Origin of the sequence: Enterobacter cloacae complex sp. P24RS (assembly GCF_014982165.1) — a bacterium.
GTDB classification, from domain to species: Bacteria; Pseudomonadota; Gammaproteobacteria; order Enterobacterales; family Enterobacteriaceae; genus Enterobacter; species Enterobacter quasihormaechei.
The window spans coordinates 191704-204681 of sequence record NZ_JADCKU010000002.1 but is presented as its reverse complement, the minus strand read 5'-3'; the positions used below and the strand labels follow the sequence as shown (position 1 = coordinate 204681).

General features: G+C 53.7%; 11 protein-coding genes and 1 pseudogene. 6 read left to right on the top strand and 6 right to left on the bottom strand.

The genetic code is table 11. From position 1 onward, the window contains the following. The 3 genes from thrB (at nucleotide 1) to INF58_RS01765 (ending at nucleotide 2821) form a co-directional block, all read left to right on the top strand. A complete protein-coding gene (thrB, locus tag INF58_RS01775) occupies nucleotides 1-930 on the top strand; it encodes a homoserine kinase (RefSeq protein WP_193033821.1) in 930 nt (309 codons plus the stop codon). A 3-nt stretch (nucleotides 931-933) separates the two neighbouring features. After that, nucleotides 934-2220: a threonine synthase gene (gene thrC, locus INF58_RS01770; protein ID WP_193526869.1), complete on the top strand. Its 1287-nt coding sequence runs from the start codon at nucleotides 934-936 to the stop codon at nucleotides 2218-2220. A gap of 313 nt (nucleotides 2221-2533) precedes the next feature. Beyond that, nucleotides 2534-2821: a DUF2502 domain-containing protein gene (locus INF58_RS01765; protein ID WP_107534663.1), complete on the top strand. Its 288-nt coding sequence runs from the start codon at nucleotides 2534-2536 to the stop codon at nucleotides 2819-2821. Nucleotides 2822-2852: 31 nt separating this feature from the next. Here the strand turns inward: INF58_RS01765 and yaaA are convergent, their stop codons facing one another. Together yaaA and INF58_RS01755 are read right to left on the bottom strand one after the other, a co-directional pair. Continuing rightward, complete coding sequence (gene yaaA, locus INF58_RS01760) at nucleotides 2853-3626, bottom strand: peroxide stress protein YaaA (protein WP_063867419.1); 774 nt, start codon at nucleotides 3624-3626, stop codon at nucleotides 2853-2855. A 66-nt stretch (nucleotides 3627-3692) separates the two neighbouring features. Then, nucleotides 3693-5126: a sodium:alanine symporter family protein gene (locus INF58_RS01755; protein WP_193526868.1), complete on the bottom strand. Its 1434-nt coding sequence runs from the start codon at nucleotides 5124-5126 to the stop codon at nucleotides 3693-3695. A 262-nt stretch (nucleotides 5127-5388) separates the two neighbouring features. Between INF58_RS01755 and tal the strand changes: the two genes are divergently transcribed. The 3 genes from tal (at nucleotide 5389) to INF58_RS01740 (ending at nucleotide 8485) form a co-directional block, all read left to right on the top strand. Beyond that, complete coding sequence (gene tal / locus INF58_RS01750; RefSeq protein ID WP_003856481.1) at nucleotides 5389-6342, top strand: transaldolase; 954 nt, start codon at nucleotides 5389-5391, stop codon at nucleotides 6340-6342. Between the two features lie 110 nt (nucleotides 6343-6452). Continuing rightward, complete coding sequence (gene mog, locus INF58_RS01745; protein WP_193526867.1) at nucleotides 6453-7040, top strand: molybdopterin adenylyltransferase; 588 nt, start codon at nucleotides 6453-6455, stop codon at nucleotides 7038-7040. 122 nt (nucleotides 7041-7162) lie between these two features. Beyond that, complete coding sequence (locus INF58_RS01740; protein ID WP_193526866.1) at nucleotides 7163-8485, top strand: MFS transporter; 1323 nt, start codon at nucleotides 7163-7165, stop codon at nucleotides 8483-8485. Here INF58_RS01740 and satP read toward each other — a convergent pair. From satP to INF58_RS01720, 4 genes and pseudogenes are all read right to left on the bottom strand, one after another. Beyond that, nucleotides 8462-9028 (bottom strand): acetate uptake transporter, encoded by a 567-nt coding sequence (gene satP, locus INF58_RS01735; RefSeq protein ID WP_063450701.1) that lies wholly within the window; start codon nucleotides 9026-9028, stop codon nucleotides 8462-8464. The genes INF58_RS01740 and satP overlap by 24 nt on opposite strands. A gap of 326 nt (nucleotides 9029-9354) precedes the next feature. Then, nucleotides 9355-9758: pseudogene (locus INF58_RS21060) on the bottom strand (DUF4087 domain-containing protein). Nucleotides 9759-9771: 13 nt separating this feature from the next. Further along, entirely contained in the window at nucleotides 9772-10416 is a 645-nt protein-coding gene (locus INF58_RS01725) for a hypothetical protein (RefSeq protein WP_193526864.1), read from the bottom strand. Beyond that, on the bottom strand, nucleotides 10391-12535 hold the full coding sequence (locus INF58_RS01720; RefSeq protein WP_193526863.1) for a glucosaminidase domain-containing protein: 2145 nt from the start codon (nucleotides 12533-12535) through the stop codon (nucleotides 10391-10393). The genes INF58_RS01725 and INF58_RS01720 overlap by 26 nt, the downstream gene beginning before the upstream one ends. Nucleotides 12536-12978: the final 443 nt, after the last annotated feature.

Sequence of the window (12978 nt, the reverse complement as noted above, 5' to 3'; positions counted from 1 at the left end):
ATGGTTAAAGTATATGCCCCGGCTTCCAGCGCCAATATGAGCGTCGGATTTGACGTGCTGGGCGCGGCGGTGACGCCGGTGGACGGTTCGCTGCTGGGTGATACGGTAACGGTTGAGGCGGCAGAGCGCTTCAGCCTGACTAACGTGGGCCGTTTCGCCAGTAAGCTGCCGCCTGAACCACGCGAGAATATTGTTTATCAGTGCTGGGAACGCTTCTGTCAGGAGATCGGCAAAAACGTGCCGGTCGCCATGACGCTGGAAAAAAGCATGCCGATTGGCTCGGGACTGGGCTCCAGCGCGTGTTCGGTAGTCGCCGCGCTGGTGGCGATGAACGAGCACTGCGGCAAGCCGCTGAACAACAGCCGTCTGCTGGCGCTGATGGGCGAGCTGGAAGGGCGCATCTCCGGCAGTATTCACTATGATAACGTGGCACCGTGCTTCCTCGGCGGCATGCAGCTGATGATTGAAGAAAATGGCATCATCAGCCAGCAGGTGCCCGGGTTTGACGAGTGGCTGTGGGTGCTGGCCTATCCTGGCATTAAGGTCTCGACCGCGGAAGCGCGCGCGATCCTGCCGGCGCAGTATCGTCGTCAGGACTGTATCGCTCACGGGCGTCACCTGGCGGGCTTTATTCACGCCTGCTACACCCGCCAGCCGCAGCTGGCGGCGAAACTCATGAAAGACGTGATTGCCGAGCCGTACCGCACGAAGCTGCTTCCTGGCTTTAACGAGGCGCGACAGGCTTCAATGGATATCGGCGCGCAGGCATGCGGCATCTCCGGCTCCGGCCCGACGCTGTTCGCCCTGTGCGACAAACCAGACACCGCGCAGCGCGTGGCGGACTGGCTCTCTAAACACTACCTGCAAAATCAGGAAGGCTTTGTTCATATTTGCCGTCTGGACACGGCTGGCGCACGAGTACTGGGATAACGAATGAAACTCTACAACCTTAAAGATCATAACGAGCAGGTCAGCTTCGCGCAGGCGGTCACGCAGGGGCTGGGCAAAAATCAGGGGCTGTTCTTCCCGCACGACCTGCCGGAATTCCAGCTGACCGAAATCGATGAGCTGCTGAAGCAGGACTTTGTCACCCGCAGCACCAAAATTCTGTCTGCGTTTATCGGCGATGAAATCCCGCAGGAGCTGCTGGAAGAGCGCGTGCGTGCGGCGTTTGCTTTCCCGGCTCCGGTTCAGCAGGTTGAGCCGGACGTCGGCTGTCTTGAGCTGTTCCACGGCCCGACGCTGGCGTTTAAAGACTTCGGCGGCCGCTTTATGGCGCAGATGCTTACTCACATCAGCGGCGACAAACCGGTGACGATTCTGACCGCGACCTCCGGCGATACCGGTGCGGCGGTGGCCCATGCGTTCTACGGCCTGAAAAACGTCCGCGTGGTGATCCTCTATCCGAAGGGCAAAATCAGTCCGCTTCAGGAAAAACTGTTCTGCACCCTTGGGGGCAACATTGAAACCGTGGCGATCGACGGCGATTTCGATGCCTGTCAGGCGCTGGTGAAGCAGGCCTTCGACGACGAAGAGCTGAAGGTGGCGCTGGGTCTGAACTCCGCCAACTCAATCAACATCAGCCGTTTGCTGGCGCAGATCTGCTACTACTTCGAAGCGGTGGCGCAGCTGCCGCAGGACGCGCGCAATCAGCTGGTGGTTTCCGTGCCAAGCGGCAACTTCGGCGACCTGACGGCGGGCCTGCTGGCGAAATCACTCGGTCTGCCGGTGAAGCGCTTTATTGCCGCCACTAACGCCAACGACACCGTGCCGCGCTACCTGAAAGACGGGAAATGGGCGCCGAACGCGACGCAGGCCACGCTCTCCAATGCGATGGATGTGTCACAGCCTAACAACTGGCCGCGTGTGGAAGAGCTGTTCCGCCGTAAGGTCTGGCGTCTGGGCGACCTCGGCTACGCTGCGGTGACGGATGAAACCACCAAAGCGACCATGCGTGAGCTGAAAGCCGTGGGCTATACCTCTGAGCCGCACGCGGCGATTGCTTACCGTGCGCTGCGCGACGCGCTTCAGCCGGGCGAGTATGGCCTGTTCCTCGGAACCGCTCATCCGGCGAAGTTTAAGGAGAGCGTGGAAGCGATCCTGGGTGAAACGCTGCCGCTGCCAAAAGAGCTGGCCGAGCGCGCTGATCTGCCGCTGCTGTCCCATGAGCTGCCGGCAGATTTTGCAGCACTGCGTAAGCTGATGATGGCCCGAGCGTGATTCTCTTGCCCGGTGGCGGCTACGCCTTACCGGGCCTACAAGATCCACAACGACCCCAACGAACCCAATCGTAGGCCGGGTAAGCGCAGCGCCACCCGGCAACGAGAGCTCCGGTCCGTAGGCCGGGTAAGGCGCAGCCGCCACCCGGCTTTTTTATGGAGAAATTAAGGAGAAAAACAGCAGGAAAAAAGCAGAAATTCCCAATAAATGCGGCCACTTAGCGTTTAGGATTGCAGAGAATAACATCCGCCGTTCCCATCACGTACTCTCCTTACATCGGCCCACGCTGGGCAAGAAGAATAAGGAGTCACCTATGTCTACACTGAAACCTGCACTCATCGCGCTCTCACTGATGCTGGTCGCTCCCATGGCGGTGCAGGCCGCTGAGATAACCCTCGTGCCTGCTGTAAAGCTGCAAATTGGCGATCGGGATAATAACGGACACTACTGGGATGGCGGCCGCTGGCGCGACCATGACTGGTGGAAAGCGCACTATGACTGGCGCGACAACCACTGGCGTCCGCACGATGAACATCGCGATCGTCACGATCGCCACCGTCATGACGATCATCGTCCGGGCCCGGACAGGAAACACCATTAACACAAACCCCGCCAGCTGGCGGGGTTGTCTTTTATTGCTCGTGACGCTTAAACACCAGTTCATTTTTGCCTGACGATGCCTCGTCGAAGAAATACCCTTCGCTGTTAAAAGCGGTGAGCTGCTCCGGCTTTGTCAGGCGGTTTTGAATGATGAATCGGCTCATCAGACCGCGCGCTTTTTTGGCGTAGAAGCTGATCACTTTAAATTTGCCGTTCTTCTCGTCGAGAAACACCGGCTTGATAATGTCCGCGTTCAGCTTTTTCGGCTTCACCGATTTGAAGTACTCATCGGAGGCCAGGTTGATCACCACGTTATCCCCCTGGGCTTGCAGCGCCGCGTTAAGCTTGTCGGTGATCACATCGCCCCAGAAGTGGTACAGATCTTTGCCTTTGGCGTTTTCCAGGCGAATACCCATCTCCAGACGATACGGCTGCATCAGATCCAGCGGGCGAAGTACGCCATACAGGCCGGACAGCATGCGCAGATGCTGCTGGGCAAAATCGAAATCGGCTTCGCTAAACGTTTCTGCTTGCAGGCCAGTGTAGACGTCACCTTTAAAGGCCAGCAGCGCCTGGCGCGCGTTGTCGGGCGTGAAGTCAGGCTGCCACTCGTGAAAACGGGTGGCGTTCAGGTCGGCGAGTTTATCGCTGATGCTCATCAGCGAGGCGATCTGCGGAGCCGACAGTTTACGCGCCTCGTGGATCAGCTGTTGCGAGTAGTCCAGCAGTTCCGGCTGGGTATAACGCTCAGTGGCGAGCGGGCTCTGGTAGTCAAGCGTTTTTGCAGGTGAAATCAGAATCAGCATATCCAGTCCTTGCAGGAAATTTAGAGCGACTTTAACAAAAAATCGCCCTGATTTGATCGATAGCTGTTATTGCCGCGGCAAATCATCCCAGGTGCCAGGGGCAATTTGTGACTCGATTTCGGGATAGCGTGAGGCGTCAAAGACGGGCGGCACGCCAAGCTTGCGCTGACGCAGATAATCCCGCGCGATCAGCGCCACAACCGGTGAAAGCAGCAAAATGGCCGTCAGGTTAGTGATGGCCATCAGCGCCATAATGACGTCCGCTATTTGCCAGACCATCGGCATGCTGAGCAGGGAGCCGACGAACACCATCCCCAGCACAGCCGCGCGAAGGACGTTGCGGGCCAGACGCGAATCGACGTTCAGGAAGACAAGGTTGTTTTCGGCATAGATATAGTTCACCGCAATGGAGCTGAAGGCAAAAAACCCCACGACAAGGGCGACCAGACCGGCGCCCCAGCCGCCAACGAGTGAGACCAGCGCCTGTTGTACCCAATGAATGCCTGCCGTACTGCCGGATGGATGTTCAACGGCGCCGGCCAGCAGCATTATCATCGCACTGGCGGAGCAGATAACAATGGTGTCCGTGAAGACGCCAATCATCTGCACAATGCCCTGCGCGGCGGGATGCGGGGGCCAGGATGCGGCCGCGGCGGCGGCATTTGGCGTGGAGCCCATTCCCGCTTCGTTGGAGAACATCCCCCGCTGAAACCCGGCAGTGAGGGCCTGGCTAACGGTGTAACCCAGCGCGCCGGACGCCGCTTCGCGCCAGCCAAACGCGCTTTTGAAAATGGTGGCGATGACGTTCGGCACCTCGTCGATATGTATCGCGCATACCAACAGGCTGGTGGACACCCACAGCAGCGCCATCAGGGGAACCAGCCACTGCATCAGTCGGGCAACCCCTTTAAGACCGGTCACTATGGTCAGCAGGGTGAGAAGGGCAAGCGCGCCGCCCGTCAGCCACTCCGGACAATTGAAGGCAAAGCGCAGCGCGTGGGCGACGGAATTTGCCTGAACGGTGTTGAAAATCAGGCCATACGCCACCAGCAAAAAGATCGAGAACAGAACGCCCATCCAGCGCATTCCCAGCCCGCGAGCCATATACCAGGCAGGTCCGCCGCGAAACTGGCCTTTGCTGTCTTTTTCTTTGTAGAGCTGGGCCAGCGAGCACTCGGCAAAGGCGGTGGCCATGCCGATAATCGCCGTTACCCACATCCAGAACACGGCGCCCGGACCGCCCGCGCCGATCGCCAGCGCAACACCGGCCAGGTTACCGCTGCCGATGCGTGCGGCGAGGCTGGTACAGAGCGCCTGAAACGACGTCAAGCCGCCCGGCTGCGGGGTGACGCTGTTTTTCAGACTTCTGCCAAATTTGCGGATATAGCGAAACTGAATCAGCCCGCTGCGCCACGTAAACCAGATACCTGCCCCTGAAAGCAGGTAAATCATGATCGAACCCCAGAGGACTTCGTTGATAAAGAAAAAGAAATCAGGCACTAACGTCCCTCTTGTTGATGCCAAAGTGAATATGTAAGCGCTACCACTGATTGTGCATGCTGTTACTTAGCAGCCTGTTAATATTGTGAGTTTATCATACTCTGCCTAAGCGCACTGTCTGCGGTTGCGCTGCCTCTCACTCGTGTTATCATCAGGGCAGACCGGTTACATCCCCCTAACAAGTAAACCTGTCATTTTTCCGCTGCTGGCAGGCTGTCGGTAGTGTGAATTATCCAGGGAACGTTAAAAGAGAAACACTATCATGACGGATAAATTGACCTCCCTTCGTCAGTTCACCACTGTCGTCGCTGACACCGGAGATATTGCGGCAATGAAGCTGTACCAGCCGCAGGATGCTACAACCAACCCTTCTCTGATCCTTAACGCTGCGCAGATCCCTGAGTATCGCAAACTGATCGACGAAGCGGTGACCTGGGCGAAAGCGCAGAGCAATGACCGCGCGCAGCAGGTTGTGGATGCTACCGACAAACTGGCGGTGAACATCGGTCTGGAAATTCTGAAACTGGTTCCTGGCCGTATCTCAACTGAAGTTGATGCTCGCCTGTCCTACGACACCGAAGCCTCTATCGCCAAAGCAAAACGCCTGATCAAACTGTACAACGATGCGGGCATCAGCAACGACCGTATCCTGATCAAACTGGCCTCTACCTGGCAGGGCATTCGCGCCGCCGAGCAGCTGGAAAAAGAAGGGATCAACTGTAACCTGACTCTGCTGTTCTCCTTCGCGCAGGCGCGTGCCTGTGCCGAAGCTGGCGTATACCTGATTTCTCCGTTCGTGGGCCGTATTCTGGACTGGTACAAAGCCAACACCGACAAGAAAGAGTACGCGGCGTCTGAAGATCCAGGCGTGATTTCCGTGACGGAAATCTACGAATACTACAAACAGCACGGCTATGAGACCGTTGTGATGGGCGCAAGCTTCCGTAACGTCGGTGAAATTATCGAGCTGGCCGGCTGTGACCGCCTGACCATCGCCCCTGCGCTGCTGAAAGAGCTGGCAGAAAGCGAAGGCGCTATCGAGCGTAAACTGTCTTACACCGGTGAAGTGAAAGCGCGCCCGGAGCGCATCACGGAATCCGAGTTCCTGTGGCAGCATAACCAGGATCCAATGGCAGTAGACAAGCTGGCGGACGGTATCCGTAAGTTTGCTATCGACCAGGAAAAACTGGAAAAAATGATCGGCGACCTGCTGTAATCATTCTGCGTGACCGGGCTCCCGGTCACGCGTCTTTCCCCCGCCTCTGTCTGAATTTTCTCTCTGCGTGTATCATTCCCATTAATCAGTACTTTTTGAATGGAATGGATATGAATACCTTACGCATCGGCTTAGTGTCGATTTCTGACCGCGCCTCCAGCGGTGTTTATCAGGATAAAGGCATCCCTGCTCTGGAAGAATGGCTGGGCAGCGCGCTGACTACCCCGTTTGAGATCCAGACTCGCCTGATCCCGGACGAGCAGCCGATCATCGAGCAGACCCTGTGCGAGCTGGTGGATGAGATGAGCTGCCACCTGGTGTTGACGACGGGCGGAACCGGCCCCGCGCGCCGCGACGTGACGCCTGACGCGACGCTGGCTATCGCCGAGCGGGAAATGCCGGGCTTCGGTGAACAGATGCGCCAGATCAGTCTACACTTTGTTCCGACGGCCATTCTTTCCCGTCAGGTCGGTGTGATCCGCAAACAGGCGCTGATCCTGAACCTGCCGGGGCAGCCGAAGTCGATCAAAGAGACGCTGGAAGGCTTAAAGGCCGAGGACGGTAGCGTCATCGTCCACGGTATCTTTGCAAGTGTACCGTATTGTATACAGCTGCTTGACGGGCCGTACGTTGAAACTGACGACAACGTGGTAGCAGCATTTCGTCCGAAAAGCGCCCGCCGCGAGACAATCTCCTGAAGTTGATTAAAATGTGACATTCGGGCCAGCGGCAGTAGCGTGTAAATGGATTTACGATATAGTAATTTTTTCTTTACGATTGCTGTAAAAATAAATCCACAACACACGCACAATGGTTCGCTATGTCACATAACGCCCGACCTCTGAATCGACAGGACTACAAAACCCTCACGCTCGCTGCCTTAGGCGGCGCGCTGGAGTTTTACGACTTCATCATCTTCGTTTTCTTCGCCGCCGTCGTGGGTGCGCTGTTCTTCCCGGCGGATATTCCGGAATGGCTGCGCCAGGTGCAAACCTTCGGCATTTTTGCTGCCGGGTATCTGGCGCGTCCGCTGGGCGGCATCGTCATGGCGCACTTTGGCGATCTGGTCGGGCGCAAGAAGATGTTTACCCTCAGTATCCTGCTGATGGCCGTGCCGACGCTGGCCATTGGCCTCTTGCCGACCTATGCATCGATGGGCATTATCGCTCCGTTATTGCTGCTGCTGATGCGCGTGCTCCAGGGCGCGGCCATTGGTGGAGAAGTGCCGGGCGCGTGGGTGTTTGTCGCCGAGCACGTCCCGGCGCGGCGCATCGGCATTGCGTGCGGAACGCTGACGGCCGGGCTAACGGTTGGCATTCTGCTTGGCTCCGTGGTGGCAACCCTCATCAATACCAGCATGACGCAGCAGACCGTTTACGACTGGGGCTGGCGTATTCCTTTCCTGCTGGGGGGAGCGTTCGGGCTGGTGGCGATGTACCTGCGTCGCTGGTTGCAGGAGACGCCAATATTTCTGGAAATGCAGCAGCGGAAGACGCTGGCACAAGAACTGCCGGTGAAAACGGTGGTGGTGCGGCATAAAAAAGCGGTGGTGGTGTCGATGCTGCTCACCTGGCTGCTGTCTGCGGGTATCGTGGTGGTCATTTTGATGTCGCCGGTCTGGCTGCAAAAGCAGTACGGTTTTGCGCCTGCGGTAACGTTGCAGGCGAACAGCATCGCGACGATTATGCTCTGCTTTGGCTGTCTGGCCGCCGGGCTGGCGGCGGATCGTTTTGGCGCCAGCGTGACCTTTATCGTTGGCAGCCTGCTGCTGGCCGCGTCGAGCTGGGCTTTTTATCATCTGGCGGGCACCCATCCTGAACAGCTGTTCCTGCTGTACGGCATCGTTGGGCTGTGCGTGGGGGTCGTTGGCGCCGTACCGTACGTGATGGTCCGCGCCTTTCCGCCGGAGGTACGCTTCACCGGGATCTCGTTCTCTTATAACGTCTCGTATGCCATTTTCGGTGGGCTAACGCCAATAGTGGTTACGGTGTTGATGGGCGTGTCGCCGCTCGCACCAGCGTGGTACGTGCTGGCGTTATCGCTGATGGGGCTGGTATTGGGGATATGGCTTCGTCAGTCTGGGGGTTATCGTGCCCGCGATGCGGGCACGACAGAGGGATCAGTGTTTTTCACCAATCGGTAATACGGTGCGGCCGAACTGCTCGTTCAGCACTTCACCCATTGCCAGGTAGATAGCGCTTGCGCCGCACACCAGACCAACCCAGCCGGCAACGTGAACGATGCCTTCGTTATCCGCCAGGTGACCCATTGCCAGCAGGGCGAACAGCACGGTCAGGCTCAGGAAGACGAATTGCAGTGCGCGGTTCGCCTTCAGGGTGCCGAAGAACATGAACAGGGTGAAGACGCCCCACAGTCCCAGGTACACACCCAGGAAGTGGGCGTTTGCCGCATCCGCCAGGCCCATTTTAGGCATCAGCAGAATTGCGACCAGCGTCAGCCAGAACGAACCGTAAGAGGTAAAGGCGGTTAAGCCGAAGGTATTGCCTTTCTTATATTCCAGCAGGCCTGCAAAGATTTGTGCGATACCGCCGTAAAAAATGCCCATCGCCAGGATTACGCCGTCCATCGGGAACATCCCGATGTTGTGCAGGTTCAGCAGAATGGTGGTCATGCCAAAACCCATCAGGCCCAGCGGAGCCGGATTAGCCAACTTAGTGTTGCCCATAAGTCCTCAAAAAAATCATCATTAAAATGGTGAAATGGTTAAACCCGCGTCAGTTCTACCTGACAGGGCGCGGCATCATAATGGGCGCGAGATGCTGCGTCTATGATCTGGATAGGGTGAAATAAAAAATTTTTACCTGCTAAGTTAGACAATTTCTCAAGTTATTCCTTAGTTTTTGTAATTGTATTTTAAAAGCCTCTGCCGCCAAACCAGACAGGGCGTCATGATGGCCACGACCTGTTCATATGTTTGTTAAAGCTAGGTTTAGCAATCATAAAATCATCAGGCTTTCGTTAGTAAGCGACGGATGCTTGGAAGGGGAGGTTTTAAGCGCAAAAATTAATACTCGCCGAGGGAATGCCTTCGCGTGTGCTTAAATGTTTAGGGAAGGGGGAGATTTTTTTATCTGATTTGACAGCACTCAAGTGGGAGTACTTTGGAACTGTATATTTGAGTGATTTTTTCGCTTTGGTGTTCACATCAACCCTGATACAGGCGCATCCATATTCGTAATCTCCACTGATTGTAACATATTGATCATAAAGAAATTTTTTGGATTTTCTACTTCTGGTGAAGAATTATCCCCTTGCAAAGAAATATCACATGTACCGTCTCGATCGGTGAGCCACTGATTGGCTGGACTGGGGCTTTGTAACCAGCCACACCTTAACTCCTTGGCTAAGGCATGATTGCTTAAAATCAGTAAGACCAAGGGTAGGTATTTTCTCATTGCGGCTCCCTCGTTACTGTTTTTTTGTACCAATACCTGTCTTTGTGGGGGTAAGAGTGTCAGAATGAATCCAACCGGACACAGAAGCTCCATTTCTTTTGAAATAGATGATTGAGGAAAACCCGTTATAATCGGCATTAGCGTTGACCAAGTCCCCTTGCACTAAAAAGAGATCTTTAATCTTACAGCTTTCATCTGGTGCGCTGTAAATATATGTTCTCCCAGCATTTTTAATAACATAGATTAAATCTTCAAGCGGTGTTTTTTCCTGCATTGCAACTGCCATTTTATTAGCGTCACTGCATTTTGAATTCGGGGAAGGCAATGCTCTAAAATCATCTGGATCACTTCCTTGGTTTGTGTAAATTCGACCATCAAATTTCCTTATGCGTAGGTCAAATAATTTTGCTGATGTTCCAGTATCGCCGCCGCATTGTGGCTTTGAATGATTCTCGCGAATAGGGATTAGAATATAACCATCATTACTATCATCAACATCAAATTCCAGGCACTCACCCTTGACTGACGTTAGGCGGTTATCATGGATAGCATCATATGCCTTTAGCACCATTTCATCTTTTTCCGAGCCAAGCGCAGAGAGGCTGTAACAAACTGAAGATATAAAAAATATTTTATTTATCAAATTCATATAAATCATATCGCTCCATAAGACGGATAAGTTTTGGTGCATAATCAGGATCAGTTGCATAGCCAGCTTTAGCTATTTCAGTGATGAATTGGTTTGGCTCAGTCGTGTGAATGAATGCGGGTTTATATCGTTTGTTTTCGTTCAAAAAACGACCGTAGTCATCAGCCGACTCCGCGTAATCTGCGTATGCACGAAAAGTATCTTTAATATGAATTACCTTGCCGTCGATGACTTCTGTTGTGCCAAATGACGTACTGTTTCCAGTTGGTGATTTGCCTTTAATGCCAAAGTATGCATTTTTTTTGACATGTTTCCCCCAGCCGGATTCCAAAGCTGATTGTGCGAGTAACACGGAAGCTGGTACTCCCCATTTAGCAGCGGCTTGTTCTGCTGAATCCGAAGCCATGTCCAGAAAGTCTTGGACATTTCGGGGTCTGATTACACCTCTTCGAGACTGCATTTTTAGCGCATCAAGGAACACCACCGGATGCATATGCCACAGAGCCTCACTGCTACGGATCTCTGGTACGTCCTTCATCCACACCAGTTTATTGATGAAGTCACGGTTGAATAGTGCCAGATCAGGATATTTCTTTGCCTGCTCATCAAGCGCTGCCTGCCAAAGAGCTGATGTGCCATCTTTAAGCCATTCGCTGTGGTGCTTCACCACCAGGCGCTGTACCTGATACCGGATATGTGGCTGACGGTTGTGCAGAAACCGCCACAGTTCACCAGCATCGATTACACCATCCTGGTTTGAATCCATCTGTTTAAGCAACTTCTGATACTTTTCGGTGTAGCTGGAGGAATACATATCCCGTGTTTCTCCCCTGGCTAATTCTTCAAGTCGTCCGAACGTTTGTCGTAGCCAGCTTTCTCTCGGGGTCTGGAAAATGCTCTGTGGGGCGTCCTCCTGTTCCAGAGGTATAAATCCTCTTTTTTCAAGATCAAATTGATTTGCTCTTTCCACATCTTCCGCCGCCATCCATGCCAGCTCGCCGGGAATGTAATACCAGGTTTTTCCGTCGGCCTCCAGTCGGCGGCACTGAGTTTCGGGAGTGTAACGCTCTGCTGTTGTTGGCGAAGGGTCACCGCCGACACCAGCCACGACAAAGGAATTATCTCTGTCACGATGCTGCCAGCGCATTTTATCCGCCAGAGTGTGCAGTTCTGCGACTCCTCTCGTTACGCCAGCCTTATTTGTCAGAAAATCCTTCATTCGTGCATCCTGGCTGAATAATTCCAGATGACAAAAATACTGAGGATTGCCATACGGTTGTTCTTTCAGGCTAAGGTGACCTATAACATCCCCGGCCTTAATCGGAAGTGCATCTTCCCCGGATACCGTCACGACCTGATTGAATACGTCATGTTTACGGGCTTCCTGCATCCACGCTGGTAATGTAATGTCTTGCCTCTTAACAAACTTATCCAGCCCAGAAATCCAGCCAGACTCTCCGACAGATAATCCGGTTTTAGCTCCTTCGGGGACTGACACAACAGTAATGAAAATGAATGGAGCCGGTTTGCCGTTAAGAATAAAAATCGCCTCTTGTTCAATCTCCACGACTGAACCGCGCGGTAATGTAGTATGCGTGTCCTGTGGAGCTTCATAGTGATGCAATGCATCGCGGGGAACGTTTATCCCCTGGGACATTCCGTTACGCATCCAGCCTGAAAATGTGTTGTCCTGACGGATTTTCAATGCGCTGGCGGTCACGGTGGCAGTCGGTGTGTCCGTAACACCATACTCAGAAAGCGGGGCTATTTGCATCCACAGCGTATAGAAGTCCAGTGAGTTATCGGGTCTGTCTTTATCTGGGGTACAGGTTGATTTGATGAGAACAAAGGTGGTGCTGAATTTAAGTATCTTCTTTTTAAACGGAGCGGTCTGGTAATCATCATTTAATCGCCAGGCGACCACCTGACCATCAGTCATGCATTTCAGACCATGGCTGCCGGGTTTAAATACAGCATTAGCCGCAAAACTGTCATAAAGATGGATTCCACCATGCCAGTGTTCGGCCTTCTTCATCAGCCAGTGAGTATCTCCCTCAGTGCCCTCTAAGGCCTCCATGAACCCTGTTGCCGAACTATAGCCATTAACTGGCAGTACCATTTTCATCATCTGTCCCTGGATTTACTATGGTTATTTGCTCATGCTACACCGCTTATGACATAACCCAAACTTTCAAAAGTGGACAAATTTGTTACAAAACGAAGCCTCAAAGCCTAAGGTGTTCTATCGTATTAATGCTCCGCTGAAAATCATCAGGAGTATCTCTCCCGTTTTGTTTTGCCATCTATGAAAAATATCCATAACGAAAAGTCAGATTGGTCAGGCAGTTTTCCCCCGTTAGTAATAGTTGCTCTTAATGTTTACCAAATATCAGCAGGGGTGAGGGCGTCATCGTCTAAGTGGTATCAACAATTGTTCGTTTTGTGATGCCAGTGAAACTTTTGTCAAGGTGGCGTAAACATAGTCGTAATCGGCGCCGTCTATGATCTCATCAGGGTGAAATTAAAAATTTTTTATGTCTCCCCCTTGATGGATGACGTTGCGACCCCATC